Annotated in this window: 14 protein-coding genes; 9 read left to right on the top strand and 5 right to left on the bottom strand. The window is 70.5% G+C overall.

The features are described from left to right. The first annotated feature begins 94 nt into the window (after positions 1–94). From ureA to cimA, 5 genes are all read left to right on the top strand, one after another. Positions 95–778 (top strand): urease subunit gamma, encoded by a 684-nt coding sequence (ureA, locus tag ACZ5NH_RS22795; protein ID WP_388628185.1) that lies wholly within the window; start codon positions 95–97, stop codon positions 776–778. Continuing rightward, entirely contained in the window at positions 775–2457 is a 1683-nt protein-coding gene (locus tag ACZ5NH_RS22790) for an urease subunit alpha (RefSeq protein WP_388628182.1), read from the top strand. The genes ureA and ACZ5NH_RS22790 overlap by 4 nt, the downstream gene beginning before the upstream one ends. An 8-nt stretch (positions 2458–2465) precedes the next feature. Continuing rightward, complete coding sequence (locus ACZ5NH_RS22785) at positions 2466–3503, top strand: agmatine deiminase family protein (protein ID WP_388628179.1); 1038 nt, start codon at positions 2466–2468, stop codon at positions 3501–3503. Positions 3504–3520: 17 nt separating this feature from the next. Next, positions 3521–4129: a TetR/AcrR family transcriptional regulator gene (locus ACZ5NH_RS22780; RefSeq protein ID WP_388628176.1), complete on the top strand. Its 609-nt coding sequence runs from the start codon at positions 3521–3523 to the stop codon at positions 4127–4129. 407 nt (positions 4130–4536) lie between these two features. Next, positions 4537–6147, top strand: a complete 1611-nt coding sequence (gene cimA / locus ACZ5NH_RS22775) for a citramalate synthase (protein WP_468777623.1) — start codon at positions 4537–4539, stop codon at positions 6145–6147. A gap of 18 nt (positions 6148–6165) precedes the next feature. On the opposite strand, the gene ACZ5NH_RS22770 is transcribed toward cimA, so the two are convergent. Next, positions 6166–6765, bottom strand: coding sequence for a GPP34 family phosphoprotein (locus tag ACZ5NH_RS22770; protein WP_468777621.1), 600 nt, complete (start codon positions 6763–6765; stop codon positions 6166–6168). 91 nt (positions 6766–6856) lie between these two features. Then, complete coding sequence (locus ACZ5NH_RS22765) at positions 6857–8722, bottom strand: ricin-type beta-trefoil lectin domain protein (protein ID WP_468777619.1); 1866 nt, start codon at positions 8720–8722, stop codon at positions 6857–6859. A 108-nt stretch (positions 8723–8830) separates the two neighbouring features. Here ACZ5NH_RS22765 and ACZ5NH_RS22760 point away from each other — a divergent pair, with 108 nt between their 5' ends. Both ACZ5NH_RS22760 and ACZ5NH_RS22755 read left to right on the top strand, forming a co-directional pair. Further along, positions 8831–11845, top strand: a complete 3015-nt coding sequence (locus tag ACZ5NH_RS22760) for a glycoside hydrolase family 3 protein (protein WP_468777617.1) — start codon at positions 8831–8833, stop codon at positions 11843–11845. Positions 11846–11892: 47 nt separating this feature from the next. Next, positions 11893–13260 (top strand): hypothetical protein, encoded by a 1368-nt coding sequence (locus ACZ5NH_RS22755; protein ID WP_468777615.1) that lies wholly within the window; start codon positions 11893–11895, stop codon positions 13258–13260. 159 nt (positions 13261–13419) lie between these two features. Here the strand turns inward: ACZ5NH_RS22755 and ACZ5NH_RS22750 are convergent, their stop codons facing one another. Further along, the gene (locus ACZ5NH_RS22750) at positions 13420–14016 is read right to left on the bottom strand and encodes a YceI family protein (RefSeq protein WP_351616954.1); all 597 of its coding nucleotides are present in this window, start codon (positions 14014–14016) and stop codon (positions 13420–13422) included. A gap of 398 nt (positions 14017–14414) precedes the next feature. Here ACZ5NH_RS22750 and ACZ5NH_RS22745 point away from each other — a divergent pair, with 398 nt between their 5' ends. Both ACZ5NH_RS22745 and ACZ5NH_RS22740 read left to right on the top strand, forming a co-directional pair. Further along, positions 14415–16010, top strand: coding sequence for an acyl-CoA carboxylase subunit beta (locus ACZ5NH_RS22745; protein ID WP_388628160.1), 1596 nt, complete (start codon positions 14415–14417; stop codon positions 16008–16010). 57 nt (positions 16011–16067) lie between these two features. Beyond that, positions 16068–16262, top strand: coding sequence for an acyl-CoA carboxylase subunit epsilon (locus tag ACZ5NH_RS22740; RefSeq protein WP_351616948.1), 195 nt, complete (start codon positions 16068–16070; stop codon positions 16260–16262). Between the two features lie 177 nt (positions 16263–16439). Here the strand turns inward: ACZ5NH_RS22740 and ACZ5NH_RS22735 are convergent, their stop codons facing one another. Continuing rightward, positions 16440–17021, bottom strand: a complete 582-nt coding sequence (locus ACZ5NH_RS22735) for a GTP-binding protein (RefSeq protein WP_026248371.1) — start codon at positions 17019–17021, stop codon at positions 16440–16442. Beyond that, the gene (locus ACZ5NH_RS22730) at positions 17002–17571 is read right to left on the bottom strand and encodes a DUF742 domain-containing protein (RefSeq protein WP_388628155.1); all 570 of its coding nucleotides are present in this window, start codon (positions 17569–17571) and stop codon (positions 17002–17004) included. Before ACZ5NH_RS22730 ends, ACZ5NH_RS22735 begins: the two co-directional genes overlap by 20 nt. Positions 17572–17585: the final 14 nt, after the last annotated feature.

The raw sequence follows: 17585 nt of genomic DNA, 5'->3' as shown, positions 1-17585 counted from the left end.
CTGTGAAGCAAGGCCGACAGTCAATGCTTCTGTTTCACGAATTCTGTGTTTAGAGTGATGTTCTAAAGTAGGGAAGACAAGGAGGTGCCGCGTCGTGAGACTGACCCCCACGGAACGTGACCGGCTGCTGCTCTTCGGAGCCGCCGAGCTGGCCCGGGCCCGCCGGGCGCGCGGCCTGAGGCTGAACGTGCCGGAGGCGACCGCGCTGATCGCGGACACCGTGTGCGAGGCGGCCCGGGACGGCAGGCGGCTCGCCGAAGCCATCGAGGCGGCCCGGTCCGTGCTCGGCCCCGAGGACGTGCTCCCGGGGGTCGCCGACGTCGTCACCGAGGTGATGGTCGAGGCGGTCTTCGACGACGGCTCCCGGCTCGCGGTGGTCTCCGACCCCATCGGCGGCGGCCTCGGCGACCAGGCACCGGGCGCGCTGCTCCCGGCGCCCGAGCACGTGGAGCCGGAGGCGGTCGTACGGCTCACGGTCACCAACACCGCCACCGTGCCGGTCTCCGTCACCTCCCACTTCCACTTCTTCGAGGCCAACCCGCGGCTGGACTTCGCCCGCGAGAAGGCCTACGGGATGCGCCTCGCCGTCCCCGCGGGCTCCTCGGTGCGCTTCGGCCCCGGCGAGAGCGAGGAGATCGGACTCGTGCCGATCGGCGGCGACCGGGTCGCGATCGGCTTCGCCGGACTGGTCGACGGGCCGCTGGACGCGCCCGGCGCCAAGGAGGAGGCCCTGCGCAGGGCCGAGGCCTGCGGATACCTGGGAGCTGAGAACCGATGAACCCCTACGAGTACGCGGCCACCCACGGCCCCCGCGCGGGTGACCGCATCCGCCTCGGCGACTCCGGGCTCACCGTCCGGGTGGAGTCCGACTCCCAGCGCTACGGCGACGAGTTCCTGGCCGGCTTCGGCAAGACCGCCCGCGACGGGCTGCATCTGAAGGCCGCCGCCGTCCGTGAGACCTGTGACGTCGTCATCAGCAACGTCGTGGTGATCGACCCGGTGCAGGGCATCCGCAAGGTGTCGATCGGCATCCGCGAGGGGCGTATCCGCGCCATCGGACGCGCCGGCAACCCGGACACCCTCGACGGCGTGGACGTCGTCGTCGGTACCGGCACCTCCATCGTCTCCGGCGAGGGGCTGATCGCCACCGCCGGGGCCGTCGACACCCATGTCCACCTGCTGTCGCCGCGCATCATGGAGGCCTCGCTCGCCTCCGGCGTGACCACGATCATCGGGCAGGAGTTCGGCCCCGTGTGGGGCGTCGGCGTCAACTCGCCCTGGGCGCTGCGCCACGCCTTCAACGCCTTCGACGCCTGGCCGGTCAACATCGGCTTCCTGGGCCGGGGTTCGTCCTCGCACAGCGCTCCGCTGGTCGAGGCGCTGGCCGAGGGCGGCGCGTCCGGCTTCAAGGTGCACGAGGACATGGGCGCCCACACCCGGGCCCTCGACACGGCCCTGCGGGTCGCCGAGGAGCACGACGTCCAGGTCGCCCTGCACAGCGACGGCCTGAACGAGTGCCTGTCGGTCGAGGACACCCTGAGGGTGCTGGAGGGCCGCACCATCCACGCCTTCCACATCGAGGGCTGCGGCGGCGGACACGTGCCCAACGTGCTGAAGATGGCCGGAGTCCCGAACGTCATCGGCTCCTCCACCAACCCCACCCTGCCCTTCGGCCGGGACGCGGTCGCCGAGCACTACGGCATGATCGTCTCCGTCCACGACCTCAAGCCCGACCTGCCCGGCGACGCCGCCATGGCCCGCGACCGCATCCGGGCCGGCACGATGGGCGCCGAGGACGTGCTGCACGACCTGGGCGCGATCGGCATCACCTCATCCGACGCCCAGGGCATGGGCCGCGCCGGTGAGACGGTCCGCCGCACGTTCGCCATGGCGGGCAAGATGAAGGCCGAGTTGGGCCCGATGGAGGGCGACGGCGAGGGCGACGACAACGCCCGCGTCCTGCGCTACATGGCCAAGCTGACCATCAACCCCGCCATCGCGCACGGTCTTTCCCACGAGGTCGGCTCGATCGAGGTCGGCAAGCTCGCCGACATCGTGCTGTGGCGGCCGGAGTACTTCGGCGCCAAACCACAGCTCGTCCTCAAGTCCGGCTTCCCGGCGTACGGCGTGACCGGCGACCCCAACGCGGCCACCGACACCTGCGAACCCCTGGTCCTCGGCCCGCAGTTCGGCTCGTACGGCGCCACGGCGGCCGACCTCTCCGTCGCGTTCGTCGCCAGAGCCGCCGTCGACCAGGGCAACGACACGATGCCTACGCGGCGCAGAAGGGTCGCCGTGCGCGGCACCCGGGGCATCGGCCCGGCCGACCTGCGGCTGAACGCCCGGATCGGAGCGGTCGACGTCGATCAGCGCACCGGTCTGGTCACCCTCGACGGCGACCCGCTGCGCTCCGAGCCGGCCGACTCCGTCTCCCTCAACCGCCTGTACTTCCTGTAAGGATCACCATGTCTGCTGCCGCCGACGGCTTCCGTATGCCCGCCGAGTGGACCCCGCACGAGCGCACCTGGATGGCGTGGCCGGGCCCCAACCCCACCTTCGACGACCCGGAGGACCTCGCCGCCTCGCGTGCCGCCTGGGCCTCGGTGGCCCGTGCGATCCGCCGCTTCGAGCCCGTGACCGTGGTGTGCGGCCCGGGCCGGTCCGCCGAGGCGCGGGCGCTGCTCGGCCCGGACATCGACACTGTCGAGCGGGAACTGGACGACGCCTGGATGCGGGACATCGGCCCCACCTTCCTCACCAATGGCAAGGGTGAACTGGCCGCCGTCGACTGGACGTTCAACGGCTGGGGCGCCCAGGACTGGGCCCGCTGGGAGCACGACTCCAAGATCGCCGCGTATGTCTCCGACCTGGCGGGCGCGAAGACGTACGCCTCACAGCTGGTCAACGAGGGCGGCGCGATCCACGTCGACGGCGAGGGCACGGTCCTGCTGACGGAGACCGTCCAGCTCGGCCCCGAGCGCAACCCGCACTGGTCGAAGCAGGAGGTCGAGGCCGAGATCCACGCCCACCTCGGCACCAGCAAGGCGATCTGGCTGCCGCGCGGCCTCACCGGCGACTACCCGCCCCACGGCTTCGGCACCCTCGGCCACGTCGACATCGTGGCCGCCTTCGCCCGGCCCGGTGTCGTGGTGGCCCACTCCCAGCCGGACCCGGCCCACCCCGACCACGAGGTCACCAAGGAGGTCATCGGCATCCTGCGCTCCCAGACGGACGCCCGGGGCCGTGCCCTGGAGGTCGTGGAGGTGCCCGCGCCGACCGCCCTGGAGGCCGACGGCCACTGGGCCGACTACTCCTACATCAACCACTACATCTGCAACGGCGGCCTGGTGCTGTGCGGCTTCGACGACCCGCGCGACGAGATCGCCGCCGGCATCTTCCGCCGGCTCTTCCCCGAGCGGACGGTCACCCTGGTGGACGCGCGTACGATCTTTGCGGGTGGGGGCGGCATCCACTGCATCACCCAGCAGCAGCCGAAGGTCTGAGCGTGTAGGAGACAGGGATGGCCGGTGCGGCACGGGCGCGGAAGAACGCGCCGCCGCGCGAGGAGGTGCTCGCCGCCGCCATGGACATGATCGCCGAGCGCGGTCTGGAGAAGCTCACCATGGCGGCGCTCGGCCGCGAGGTCGGGATGAGCAGCGGCCATCTCCTGTACTACTTCCGCTCCAAGGACGAGCTGCTGCTGCAGACCCTGGAGTGGAGCGAGGGCAGGCTCGGTGCCGAGCGGGGCCGGCTGCTGGCCCGTCCCGGAACCGCGCGGGAACGGCTGTCCGCGTACGTCGACCTGTACGTCCCCGACGGCCACCGCGACCCGCACTGGACGCTGTGGCTGGAGGTCTGGAACCGCTCGCAGAACGCGGACGACGAGGCTCGCGCCCGGCAGGTCGCCATCGAGGGCGCGTGGCATCGCGACCTGGTGGCGCTGATCGCCGAGGGCATTTCGAGGGGCGAGTTCCGACGGGTGGACGCGGACCGCTTCGCGGCGCGGTTGCGTGCGCTCCTCGATGGTTTCTCCATCCACGTCGCCATCGGGCTGCGCGGTACCGGTCGGGAGCAAGTACTGGCGCACGTACGAGAGTTCATCGAGGAGGGGCTCGCTGTGGTTCCCTAGGGGCGCGGGGCGTGGCCGACTGGAGCACGGCACCCTGCACGCCCTGTGGCAGCACAGGCGGGAGGCCTCGGTGTGACCTGCCGTACGCCCTCGCGGATTCCAGTCTGACGACCGCATCCTGAGACGGGCGGCGAGCCGGGTGCAGATTTGTGCCAGACTGCCCCCGTGCTCTCGTTCGCCATGATTATTGGCAGCAGGCGCGCCGGTCCGCAGTGACCACCTCGTACGACCAGGTGCGGGTGGCCACCGTCGTCCTCGACCCGCGCGCAGACCTCTCGCACCCGCGAGGGGTTTTTTCGTTTTCCGGCCCACCTACAGCCGGGAACGGTGCGCGAGGGACCATTGGGGGGACGGTGGAGCCGGTCATTCCGGTAAGACCGAAGATCCACAACAGGAGCCTTGACACCATGACCGAGACGGCAACCAGCGAGCTCGACGACTCGTTCCACGTCTTCGACACCACGCTGCGCGACGGCGCGCAGCGCGAGGGAATCAACCTCACCGTCGCGGACAAGCTCGCCATCGCACGGCACCTGGACGACTTCGGCGTCGGCTTCATCGAGGGCGGCTGGCCCGGCGCCAACCCCCGTGACACCGAGTTCTTCGCCCGTGCCCAAGCGGAGATCGACTTCAGGCACGCCCAGCTGGTCGCCTTCGGCGCCACCCGCCGCGCAGGTGCGAGAGCGGCCGAGGACCCGCAGGTCAAGGCGCTGCTGGAGTCCGGCGCCCCGGTGATCACCCTGGTCGCCAAGTCACACGACCGGCATGTGGAACTGGCGCTGCGCACCACGCTCGGCGAGAACCTGGAGATGGTCCGCGACACGGTGTCGTACCTGAAGGACCAGGGCCGCCGGGTCTTCGTGGACTGCGAGCACTTCTTCGACGGCTACCGCGCCAACCCCGAGTACGCCAAGGCCGTGGTCCGTACGGCCGCCGAGGCCGGCGCCGACGTCGTCGTCCTGTGCGACACCAACGGCGGCATGCTCCCCGCCCAGATCCACGCCGTCGTCGCCACCGTCCTCGCCGACACCGGCGCCCGGCTCGGCATCCACGCCCAGGACGACACCGGCTGCGCGGTCGCCAACACCCTGGCCGCCGTGGACGCGGGCGCGACCCACGTCCAGTGCACCGCCAACGGCTACGGCGAGCGCGTCGGCAACGCCAACCTGTTCCCGGTCGTCGCCGCCCTGGAGCTGAAGTACGGCAAGAAGGTGCTGCCCGAGGGCAAGCTCCGCGAGACGACCCGGATCTCGCACGCCATCGCCGAGGTCGTCAATCTGACCCCGTCCACCCATCAGCCGTACGTCGGTGTCTCCGCCTTCGCCCACAAGGCGGGCCTGCACGCCTCCGCGATCAAGGTCGACCCGGATCTGTACCAGCACATCGACCCCGAGCAGGTCGGCAACACCATGCGCATGCTGGTCTCCGACATGGCGGGCCGCGCCTCGGTCGAGCTCAAGGGCAAGGAACTCGGCATCGACCTCGGCGGCGACCGCGAACTGGTCGGCCGGGTGGTCGAGCGGGTCAAGGAGCGCGAGCTCAAGGGCTACACCTACGAGGCCGCCGACGCCAGCTTCGAGCTGCTGCTGCGGTCCGAGGTCGAGGGCCGCCCGCTGAAGTACTTCGACGTCGAGTCCTGGCGGGCCATCGTCGAGGACCGCCCCGACGGCACCCACGCCAACGAGGCCACGGTGAAGCTGTGGGCCAAGAGCGAGCGGATCGTCGCCACGGCGGAGGGCAACGGCCCGGTCAACGCCCTGGACCGCGCCCTGCGCGTCGCCCTGGAGAAGATCTACCCGCAGCTCGCCAAGCTGGAACTGGTCGACTACAAGGTCCGCATCCTGGAGGGCAAGCACGGCACCCAGTCCACCACCCGCGTGCTGATCTCCACCTCGGACGGCGCCGGCGAGTGGTCCACGGTCGGCGTGGCGGACAACGTCATCGCCGCGTCCTGGCAGGCCCTGGAGGACGCGTACACGTACGGGCTGCTGCGGGCTGGGGTGGAACCGGCGGAGTAGAGCACCCCCGGCGGGGCGTCACGGCGCTCGCCAGATGTTGTCGAAAGCGGCGTTCTCGATGCGGCGCCGCTCCCGCACGGCCCCCAGTTCCGTCACCGCGTCGCCGACCGCCAGCAGAACGGTGACGACCGCCTCCTCGCCGGGCTCCTCCTCCGGCGGCCGGTCGCCCTGGATGCCCAGGGTGGCGGCGAGCCCGGTGAGGACCGGCTCGCGGGACCACCAGCGGTCGGCGGCATGGCGCCGGGCAGGGGTGTCGGCCGCGGCCGCCTTGTCGGCCCGGTGCGGCCAGCGGTGCCGCTTCCCGGAGAGCTGCCCCGAGGTGTCCAGGACGTCGCGGTAGGCCGTGGCCAGCCCCTCGCCCCGGCGCCACAGCCAGTCCTCGACCGTCTCGTACGGCTCCTTGCGCACGAGCGCCGCCCCGGCCTCGTCCAGCATCCGGTCACCCGTGGTCAGCACGGGCCCGGGCACGATGCGCTCACCGTCCAGGGTGAGCGCGCGTGCCCCGAGCAGGTCGATCAGCTCGGCCCCCGCGAGCGCCAGCGACAGATCGCCGCGCTCGACGGGGTGCTCGCCGGGTACGTCGAGGCTGACGAGGAAGAGATCCTGCGGTGTGGTCATACCTCATCGTCCCCCAGCCGACGAGCGGGCGCCGCTCAGCGGCGCCCCCGGGTGAACCCGCACCCGTCGGCGACGGCCTGGTGGGGGTGCGCTACTGCAGGTGCCACTTCTGGTTGGCGGCCCCGGTGCACGACCAGATCTGCGCCCGCGCCCCGTTCGCCGACGAGTTGTCGGTCACGTCTAGGCACTTGTTCGCGGCAAGGTTCACGACGTCCCCGGTGGACGCGTTGTACGACCACTGCTGGGCGCCGGTGCCGTTGCAGTCGTACAACTGCACCTTGGCGCCGTCCGCCGTCGAACCCGATGCCACGTCCAGGCACTTGCCGAGGGCCTGGACCGACCCGTCGGCCATGACCGTCCACTGCTGGGCGCCGGTGCCGTTGCAGTCGTAGAGCTGTACGGCCGTGCCGTTGGCGCTCGAACCGCCCGCCACGTCCAGGCACTTGCCGGACAGGCCGACGAAGGAGCCGGTGTTCGAGCCGCCGCCGGACCGGGTGCCGGACCAGGTGAAGGTGGCCGAGGTCTTGCCGGGCAGCGAGTAGGTGGCGTGCTGCGAACCCCAGTTGATGGTCACCGTCTGCGCCGAGGAGGAGTCGTTGTACGCGATCAGCGCCTTGCTGCCGTCAGGGTTGCGCCAGGCCACGTTCGGCACGGTGGTGGACGCCGTGGAGGCGATCCGCTGGGCGCCCGGCCGGACGAACTTGGTCAGCTGGCCCATGTCGTAGTACTCGACGGTGTAGTCCACGGTGCCGCTCTGCCCGTCCCCGTTGTGCACGGTGACCAGGCCCGTGCAGGTGCCGCAACCGCCGTTGTGGGGGCCGCCGTTCTGGTCCACCGCCAGCGACCACTTCGTCACCGACTTCGCCCAGTTGCGGGTGTAGTCGATGATGTTGGACATGTCCTCGCGCTGCTGGTCGGCGATCCAGGTGCCACCGGAGTGCTCGGTGCCGAAGGCGTCCAGCGAGGGGTACTGGTTGTGCACGGTGGTCTGCTTGGTGACGTCACCGCCGTAGCCGTGCCAGGCGATCCCGCCGAAGTTGGGGTGGTCGCGGATCGCCGGGTCGTCGACGCTCTGGGCCGCGTAGGAGTCGTAGGTGTCCCAGTTCCAGTCGTGGGCCAGGACCTTCGTCGAAAGGCCCGCCGACCGCAGCTGCGGCAGCAGGTCGTTCTTGAGGAAGTACTGGATGCCGGAGGCGTTCCAGCTCATCGACGGGTAGCCGGAACAGCAGGTCGGCTCGTTCTGCGGGGTGACGTAGGAGACGTTGATCCCCTGGTCCTTGTACGCCTGGAGGTACTTCACGAAGTAGGAGGCGTACGCCGAGTAGTCCTCGGCCTTGAGCCAGCCGCCGTTGAGCGAGCCGCTGTCCTTCATCCAGGCCGGGGCTGTCCACGGCGAGGCCATCACCGTCAGGGACGGGTTGAGCTGCAGTGCCTGCCGGGTGAGCGGCACGACGTCCGCGAGGTCGTGCGCGATCGAGAACTGGGTGAGGTTCGGGTCGGTCTGCCCGGACGGCACGTCGTCGTACGTGTAGCCGTACCGTGCGAGGTCCGAGGCGCCCATCGGGTTGCGCAGGAACGACAGTCCGATGCCGTCCGTCGGCGAGAACAGCTTGCGCATGGTCGCGTCCCGGGTGGCCTGGGACAGCGCCCCGCTGCTGTTCATCAGCCAGGCCGCGGTGTCCGTGAAGGACGCGCCGCCGCCGGTGAAGGTCTGGTAGCGGGTGTTCTCGTCGACGGTGATGTTCGTGCCGCCGCCGCCCGTGCCGGACTGGAACGTGAACGGCGTCTGTGCCTGCAGGCCGCGTACGACATGCCGGCCGGCGGAGTCGTCGGTGGTGGTGAGCCAGGCCGTGACCTGCTCGCCGGCCGCGTGCGCGGGGGGTACGGCGGCAAAGAGGCCGGCTGCGGAGAGCAGTCCGGCCAGCAGCAGCCGGACCGTGCGGGGGGTTCTCCTCATGTGCGTCGCCCTTCAACTGACGTGCACTCTTGACGGGTTGGGGTGCCGTTAGTTAACTCACGGCGTGATCTAAGCCATGAGTGAACCATGAGAGCCGAGGGAAGGTCCATGCCGAGAACCGCCCTGCTCGTCTCCGGGGCCCTGCTCGCCGCCCTGTTGCCCCTGTCCGCCGCGGCGCACGCCGCCGACGACCCCGCTCCGGTCCCCGTCGACCGCTTCGAGGGCGAGGTGCCCTTCGCCGCCCAGCCCGCCGACGGTATCTTCACCTGGGGGAGCGACGCCGACGACCCGCCCACCCTGCACCTCACCGACCGCACCGACGCCCCCGAGGGCGCCAAGGTCCTCACCGGCACCTACGACATCAGCGGCTACGGCGGGTTCACCCACGACTTCGCCGCCGATCGGCCCGCCCACGACTGGTCCGCCCACCAGGGCATCCGCTTCTGGTGGGAGGGCCGGGACAACGGCCGGAAGATCGCCTTCGAGATCAAGGACGGCGGCACGAACGGCGAGGCCTCCGAACTCTGGACGACCTCCTTCACCGACGACTTCACCGGCTGGAAGCAGATCGAGATCCCCTTCACCGACTTCCAGTACCGCACCGACTACCAGCCCGTCGGCGGCATCGACCACGTCCTCGGCCTCACCCGGATGTGGGGATACGCCGTCACCCTCCCGGCAGGCACCAAGGGCGACTTCGCCATGGACGACGTCGAGCTGTACGGCAAGGCCGACCAGTCGCTGCGCGCCTCCGTCGGCACCGACGCACCCGTGTACCCCGTCAAGGCGGGCGGCACCGCCCAGGTCAAGGTCACCCTGGCCACGACCGGGGACCGGCCGATCGAGGACCCCGTGACGGTCACGTACTCGACGGAGGGCGGCACCGCCACCGCCGGCCGGGACTACACCCCGGCCGAAGGCACCCTCACCTTCCCGGCCGGGACCCCGTCCGGAACGGCGCGGACCATCGCGGTGCCCACCCGGAAGACCAAGGGCGCCGCACCCGCGAAGACCATCCCCGTCAAGCTCACGGTCACCGGCGCCAAGGCCCCCGCCGAGACCCCGCAGGTCGTCATCGACGCACATGGACTGCCCTACCTGAACGGCAGGTTGCCGGTGAAGAAGCGCGTCGCTGATCTGCTGTCCCGCATGTCCCTTCAGGAGAAGGCCGGGCAGATGACCCAGGCCGAGCGCGGGGCCGTCGGAGGCGGGGGCGACATCGCGACGTACGGACTCGGCTCGCTGCTGTCCGGCGGCGGCTCCACGCCCACGCCCAACACCCCCGAGGCCTGGGCGAAGATGATCGACGGCTTCCAGCTCCGCGCCCAGGCGACGCGGTTCCAGATCCCGCTGATCTACGGCGTCGACGCGGTCCACGGCCACAACAACCTGGCCGGCGCCACGATCATGCCGCACAACATCGGCATCGGCGCGACCAGGGATGCCCAACTTGCAGAGAAGGCTGGCGCGGTGACGGCCAGTGAGGTCCGAGCCACCGGAATCCCCTGGGACTTCGCACCGTGCCTGTGCGTGAGCCGTGACGAACGCTGGGGACGCTCCTACGAGTCCTTCGGCGAGGACCCGGCCCTCGTGCAGTCCATGGAGACCATCATCCAGGGCCTGCAAGGTGCCCCGGACGGGCGGAACCTGAAGGACGACGACAAGGTGCTCGCCACCGCCAAGCACTTCGTCGGCGACGGCGGCACCGCGTACGGCTCCTCCACCACCGGCACCTACACCATCGACCAGGGCGTCACCACGGTCACCCGGCAGCAGCTGGAGGACATCCACCTGGCGCCGTACAAGACCGCCGTGGAGCGGGGCATCGGCTCGGTCATGCCGTCGTACTCCTCGCTGAACATCGTCGGCGACGGCCAGGGCGCGGTGAAGATGCACGCCCGCGGCGACATGATCAACGGCGTGCTCAAGGACCGGATGGGCTTCTCCGGCTTCGTCATCAGCGACTGGAACGCCATCGACCAGCTCCCCGGCGACTACGCGACCCACGTCCGCACCGCGGTGAACGCGGGCGTCGACATGATGATGGTGCCGTACTCCTACAAGGACTTCAGCGGCACGCTCGTCGACGAGGTGAAGGCGGGGCGGATCAGCGAGAAGCGGATGGACGACGCGGTCTCCCGCATCCTCACCCAGAAGTTCCGGCTGGGCCTCTTCGAGCGCCCCTACGCCGACACGTCCGGCGCCGCCGCCATCGGCTCCCCGGCCCACCGCGCGGTCGCCCGCCGGGCCGCCGCCGAATCGCAGGTGCTGCTGAAGAACAGCGGCGGGCTGCTGCCGCTGAAGAAGAGCGAGAAGGTGTACGTCGCCGGGTCGAACGCCGACGACCTCGGCAACCAGACCGGCGGCTGGACCCTCACCTGGCAGGGCGCGTCCGGCCCCCACACCCAGGGCACCACCATCCTGCAGGGCATGCGGGACGCCGGCGGGAACGTCACCTACTCCAAGGACGCCTCCGCCCCGACCGACGGCTACGACGTCGGCGTGGTCGTCGTCGGCGAGACCCCGTACGCCGAGGGCGTCGGCGACGTCGGCAACGGCCACAGCCTCCAGCTGTCCGCGGCCGACCAGGCGGCCGTGGACAAGGTGTGCGCGGCCATGAAGTGCGCGGTGCTGATCGTCTCCGGCCGGCCGCAGCTCGTCGGCGACCGGCTCGACAGGATCGACGCGCTGGTGGCCTCCTGGCTGCCCGGCACCGAGGGCGAGGGCGTCGCCGACGTCCTCTACGGCAAGCGGCCCTTCACCGGACAGCTCCCCGTCACCTGGCCGAAGTCCGAGTCCCAGCTCCCGATCAACGTCGGAGACGCGTCGTACGACCCGCAGTTCCCCTACGGCTGGGGCCTGACCACGCTCACCGACGTCCCGCGGGGCGGCACGGCCGCGCTGAAGGCGCTGGGTGCGGCGACGGCGGCCGAGCGGAAGGGTGACGACCGGGCCGGACGTGAACTGGTGACCAAGGCACGGCTGCTCGTCCAGCAGAAGACGGGCGAGCGGATGACACAGGCGGTGGCGGGGCCCTTCGCCGACGCCGACCACCTGCTGCTGACCGGCCGGTACGGAAAGGCGGTGGAGAAGCTGGTCGAGGCATACCGGGCCGCCGGGTAGACCTGCCCCTGTGCCCGGCTACGGGAGGCTTCGGGTAGTTTCGAAGGATGAAGGCCGTCCTGCGGACCCGAAGCCTCCCAGCCCTGCTGCTGGCCGCCCTCGCCCTGGTCGCGGCGACCGTGTTCGCCCCCGGGGCGAGCGCGGACACGAGCATCTCCGCCGTCGCCCAGGCCCTCCGCAAGAGCCCGGTCTACGTCGACCCGGCCGCCTCGGCCCAGTTGCCGAGGGCCGATGCCGACGCGCTCGCGAAACGCATCAAGGACGCGAACAAGCCCCTGTTCATCGCGGTGCTCCCGGCCGGCTACCCGACCGCGCACCTCTTCTTCGACCTGCGCGCGGCCACCGGCATCACCGGCCTGTACGGCATCCGCCTCGGCGACCGCTTCGACGCCCGCGCGGACTCCTCCGTGATGTCGGCGACGGCCCGGCGGAACCTGGTCACGAGCGTCCAGGGCGAGCCGGCGGGGGCCCAGCTCAGCGACTTCACCGACCGCGCCCTGGCCAACATGGGAGGCCACGCCCCGAAGAGCTGGGGCGGCTCGGGCGGGGGATCCTCCGGTACGGCCCTGATCGCGGTGGCCGCGGTGCTGGTGGCGGGCGGTGCCGGCGCCTACGCACTGGTGCGCCGGAGCCGCCGGCGGCGCGCCGAGGAGCAGCGGGCCGCCCTGGACCGCCTCCGGGTGGTCGTGGACGAGGACATCACCGCCTTCGGCGAGGAACTGGACCGGCTCGACTTCCAGCCGGCCGAGCCCGGCGCCGACGACGCGATGCGCGCCGACTACGAACACGCCCTGGACGCCTACGAGACCGCCAAGCAGCGCATGGCCGCCGCAAACCGCCCGGAGGACGTCCGCACGGTCACCGAGGCGCTGGAGGACGGCCGCTTCTCCCTGGCCCGGCTGGCCGCCCGCCGCGAGGGCCGGCCCCTGCCCGAGCGCCGCCCGCCCTGCTTCTTCGACCCGCGGCACGGCCCCTCGGTGAGCGACGCCACCTGGACCCCGCCCGGTGGCGCCCCGCGCGAGGTCCCCGTCTGCGCGGCCGACGCCACCCGGCTGGCCGACGGCCGCGACCCGGTCATCCGCGAGGTCGACACGGACTACGGCCGCCGCCCCTACTGGGACGCGGGCCCGGCCTACGGCCCCTGGGCGGGCGGCTACTTCGGCGGCGGCATCCTGCCCGGTCTGCTCGTCGGCACCCTTCTCGGCAGCATGATGGCCACCCCCTCGTACGCGGCCGACTACGGCACCGGGTACGGCGACTTCGGCCCCGGCGGTGACTTCGGGGGCGACTACCAGGGCGGCGACGTCTCCGGCACGGACTTCGACGCCGGGGACTTCGGCGGCGGGTTCGGGGACGGCGGGGACTTCGGCGGGGGAGGGGGCGACGGAGGGGGCGACTTCGGCGGGGGATTCTGAACGCCGGATCCGCCTCAGCCGGACCTGCCGGGATCCCGTCGAATGCCGCCGCGAGGGCCGTCGCGTTCTGGCGCCATGCTCGCCGGACGCGCGAGCGCCCGCCTCCCGTTTCCGGGGAGCGGGCGCGCTCGGGGTGGTGCCGGCCGGAGCGCCGGAGGCTCAGGCCTGCTTGATCGCCGAGATGTCGAAGTGCAGCTTGATCTTGTCGGAGACGAGCATCCCGCCGGTCTCCAGCGCCGCGTTCCAGGTGAGGCCCCACTCGGAGCGCAGGATCTCGGCCTTGCCCTCGAAGCCCACGCGCTCGTTGCCGAACGGGTCCTTCGCGGCGCCGTTGAACTCAAGGTCGATGGTGATCGGCTTGGTCACGCCGAGCAGGGAGAGGTCGCCGGTGATGCGGTAGTCGTCGCCGCCCAGGGCCTCCGCCTTGGTGGAGCGGAAGGTCATGACGGGGAACTCGTCGATCTTGAAGAAGTCGGACGACTTCAGGTGACCGTCGCGGTCGGCGTTGCCGGTCTCGACGCTCTCCACCTTGACGTCGAGCGCGGCGGTGGAGTTGCTGGGGTCGGCCCCGTCCAGGTGCAGGGTGCCGGAGAAGTCCTGGAAGGCGCCCTTGACGTTGGTGACCATCGCGTGGCGCGCCACGAAACCGATCGTGGTGTGCGCCGGGTCGATGGTGTAGTCGCCGGTCAGCGCGGTGAGGTCGGCGCCGGCGGCAGGGGCCTGCGGGGTGTTCTCTTTGCGGCTGAAGATGCCCATGTCGTTCTCCTGGAGGTTTCTGTTTAACGTTCAACGAACTCAACGGATCCGACCGTAGACCTATTCCGTCCGGTTTTCAACCTCATCCGCAGAGTGACTTCGCCGTGACGTCTGGTGATCGCATGCCCCAGGAGCCGACCGGTACGGTAGGGATGTCGAGTCCCTCCGGGTCCGCCGTCCGAGGCTCCGTGTCACCCCGGCGATGGCATACGCCAGCTACGAATGTGATGTGGCTCTCAGGTGACGTCTTTGTGGCTCCCCTACAACCCCGAGGCCCTGTGAGCAGTCGGAACGGCTGCACGCGGTCATGGTTCTGTTCACTGGCACCAGGAAAACGGTCCGGAGACTGTGCGGAGTCAACGGCCCTCTTTCCTTGGTGTCCTTCGTAAGGTCGCTACATGACCGTTTTGGAAGAGACGACGGGTGAGCCGACCGGCGAGCCGACGGACGCACGCGGACGGGTCGCCGAGCTGCACGACATTCGTGCCCAGGCCGTGGCCGGCCCCAGCGAGAAGGCGACCGAGGCGCAGCACGCCAAGGGCAAGCTGACGGCGCGGGAGCGGATCGAGCTGCTCCTGGACCCGGGGTCCTTCCAGGAGGTCGAGCAGCTGCGCCGGCACCGGGCGACCGGCTTCGGCCTTGAGGCGAAGAAGCCGTACACCGACGGTGTCATCACCGGCTGGGGCACGGTGGAGGGCCGTACGGTCTTCGTCTACGCCCACGACTTCCGGATCTTCGGCGGCGCGCTGGGCGAGGCCCACGCCACCAAGATCCACAAGATCATGGACATGGCCATCGCCGCCGGCGCGCCCCTCGTGTCGCTGAACGACGGCGCCGGCGCCCGCATCCAGGAGGGCGTCAGCGCCCTCGCCGGCTACGGCGGCATCTTCCAGCGCAACACCAAGGCGTCGGGTGTCATCCCGCAGATCTCGGTGATGCTGGGCCCGTGCGCGGGCGGCGCGGCGTACAGCCCCGCCCTGACGGACTTCGTGTTCATGGTCCGTGAGACCTCGCAGATGTTCATCACGGGCCCGGACGTGGTCAAGGCGGTCACGGGTGAGGAGATCACCCAGAACGGGCTCGGCGGCGCCGACGTCCACGCCGAGACCTCCGGTGTCTGCCACTTCGCGTACGACGACGAGGAGACCTGCATCGCCGAGGTGCGGTACCTCCTCTCGCTCCTCCCGCAGAACAACCGGGAGAACCCGCCCCGGGTGGAGTCGTCCGACCCCGTCGACCGCCGCAGCGACGTCCTGCTCGACCTGGTCCCGGCCGACGGCAACCGGCCGTACGACATGGCCAAGGTCATCGAGGAGATCGTCGACGACGGCGACTACCTGGAGGTCCACGAGCGCTGGGCGCGGAACATCATCTGCGCGCTGGGCCGCCTGGACGGCCAGGTCGTCGGCATCATCGCCAACCAGCCGCAGGTCCTCGCCGGCGTCCTGGACATCGAGGCGAGTGAAAAAGCTGCGCGCTTTGTCCAGATGTGTGACGCTTTCAATATCCCGATCGTCACCTTCCTCGACGTGCCGGGGTTCCTCCCCGGTGTCGACCAGGAGCACGGCGGAATCATCCGCCACGGCGCGAAGCTGCTGTACGCCTACTGCAACGCGACCGTGCCGAGGATTTCGCTGATCCTGCGCAAGGCGTACGGAGGTGCCTACATTGTCATGGACTCCCAGTCGATCGGCGCCGACCTCACCTACGCCTGGCCGACCAACGAGATCGCCGTCATGGGCGCGGAAGGCGCCGCGAACGTCATCTTCCGTCGCCAGATCGCCGGCGCGGAAGACCCCGAGGCCATGCGCCAGAAGATGGTCAAGGAGTACAAGGCCGAGCTGATGCACCCGTACTACGCGGCCGAACGCGGCCTCGTGGACGACGTCATCGACCCCGCCGAGACCCGTGAGGTCCTGGTCAAGTCCCTGGCCATGCTGCAGTCCAAGCACGCCGACCTGCCCTCCCGCAAGCACGGCAACCCCCCGCAGTAACCGAGCGGACCCGCCGCGGCAACCCCGCGGACCTCTCTCTCACGGAGACTGACACCCATGAGCACTCCTGACATCCGCGTCGAGAAGGGCCACGCCGAGCCCGAGGAAGTCGCCGCCATCACGGCCGTCCTCCTGGCCCGCGCCGCCGCCCAGCCGACGCCTGCGGTCCACACCCACCGACGCGCCAAGGCCGGCTGGCGCCGCCTGGAACGCGAGGGCGGCTTCCGGGCGCCGCACAGCTGGCACGGCTAGGCTGCGCCGCTCCACCGGTTCTTGAAGGGCCCCTCCACTGCGGAGGGGCCCTTCTTGCTGTGTACGCCGCCGAGCAAAAGAAACCCCGCGTCCCGTAAGGGGCGCGGGGAACTGCGCGAGCAACCGGGAACCACCCGCAGACGGCGTACGACCTGCCGCGGCGGCCCAGTGGCCGAACTACCGAAGCCGAGCCATCAGAGCGTGCTCCACCAGGGTGATCAGTGCCGACTTGGCGTCCGCGCGGTGGCGGGCGTCCGTCGTGATGATCGGGGTGTCGGGGCCGATCTGCAGGGCCTCGCGGACCTCGTCGGGGTTGTACGGCTGGTTGCCGTCGAAGCCGTTGAGGGCGATGACGAAGGGGAGACCCGAGTTCTCGAAGTAGTCGACCGCGGGGAAGCAGTCGGCCAGGCGCCGGGTGTCGACCAGGACGATCGCGCCGATCGCACCGCGTACCAGGTCGTCCCACATGAACCAGAAGCGGTCCTGGCCCGGGGTGCCGAACAGGTACAGGATCAAGTCCTGGTCCAAGGTGATGCGGCCGAAGTCCATGGCGACGGTGGTCGTCGTCTTGTCTCCGGTGTGGGTGAGGTCGTCGATGCCGGCCGAAGCGGACGTCATGACGGCCTCTGTGCGCAGCGGGTTGATCTCCGAGACGGCGCCGACGAACGTGGTCTTGCCCACGCCGAAGCCGCCCGCCACCACGATCTTCGCGGAGGTGGTGGAGCGGGAAGGACCGCCGCTAGAGCTTGCGAAGTCCACTGAGCACCCTTTCGAGCAGTGTCACGTCTGGCTGGCCACCGGCGTTCTCGTCGCCGCCGGGCTGATGGATGGCGACCAGGCCCGCCTCCGCCAAGTCGGCGACGAGGATCCTGGCCACGCCGAGGGGGATTGTCAGGAGCGCGGAGATTTCGGCTACCGACTTGATCTCACGGCAGAGGTTGCAGATCCGCTGATGCTCGGGCAGTTGGCCCTGCATCTGGTGCGGAGCGGCGGTGGTGTGCACCAGTGCCTCGATGGCGAGCTGGTAGCGCGGGCGGGTCCGGCCGCCGGTCATGGCGTACGGACGCACCAAGGGGTTGTTCGATGCCGTCGCGGGCGCCGGCTCGGGGCGGCGCTGCGGTTGCACCGGCTGGATCCGCGGGGCCGGCGGCTGGTCGTACGGAGACGGGCCGGGGCCCTGCGGCGCGTACGGCTGCCGATGGCTCGGGGAGGAGGGGAAGTTGTACCGGTTCGCCGAACCGCCGTCCTGGCCCTGGGCAGGGCCGTACGACCAGTTTCCCGAATGCGAACCGCCTGGGGGTGTTGCCACTTTCTCCTCCTCCG

This window comes from Streptomyces sp. NPDC031426 (assembly GCF_055581585.1).
Note: the sequence above shows the minus strand (reverse complement) of the source record. Positions and strands in the feature narration are given on the sequence as shown.

Coding starts and splice junctions, on each gene's coding strand:
- ACZ5NH_RS22790 (WP_388628182.1), top strand. CDS start 775: ATGAACCCCTACGAGTACGCGGCCACCCACGGCCCCCGCGCGGGTGAC.
- ACZ5NH_RS22785 (WP_388628179.1), top strand. CDS start 2,466: ATGTCTGCTGCCGCCGACGGCTTCCGTATGCCCGCCGAGTGGACCCCG.
- ACZ5NH_RS22780 (WP_388628176.1), top strand. CDS start 3,521: ATGGCCGGTGCGGCACGGGCGCGGAAGAACGCGCCGCCGCGCGAGGAG.
- cimA (WP_468777623.1), top strand. CDS start 4,537: ATGACCGAGACGGCAACCAGCGAGCTCGACGACTCGTTCCACGTCTTC.
- ACZ5NH_RS22770 (WP_468777621.1), bottom strand. CDS start 6,765: ATGACCACACCGCAGGATCTCTTCCTCGTCAGCCTCGACGTACCCGGC.
- ACZ5NH_RS22765 (WP_468777619.1), bottom strand. CDS start 8,722: ATGAGGAGAACCCCCCGCACGGTCCGGCTGCTGCTGGCCGGACTGCTC.
- ACZ5NH_RS22760 (WP_468777617.1), top strand. CDS start 8,831: ATGCCGAGAACCGCCCTGCTCGTCTCCGGGGCCCTGCTCGCCGCCCTG.
- ACZ5NH_RS22755 (WP_468777615.1), top strand. CDS start 11,893: ATGAAGGCCGTCCTGCGGACCCGAAGCCTCCCAGCCCTGCTGCTGGCC.
- ACZ5NH_RS22750 (WP_351616954.1), bottom strand. CDS start 14,016: ATGGGCATCTTCAGCCGCAAAGAGAACACCCCGCAGGCCCCTGCCGCC.
- ACZ5NH_RS22745 (WP_388628160.1), top strand. CDS start 14,415: ATGACCGTTTTGGAAGAGACGACGGGTGAGCCGACCGGCGAGCCGACG.
- ACZ5NH_RS22740 (WP_351616948.1), top strand. CDS start 16,068: ATGAGCACTCCTGACATCCGCGTCGAGAAGGGCCACGCCGAGCCCGAG.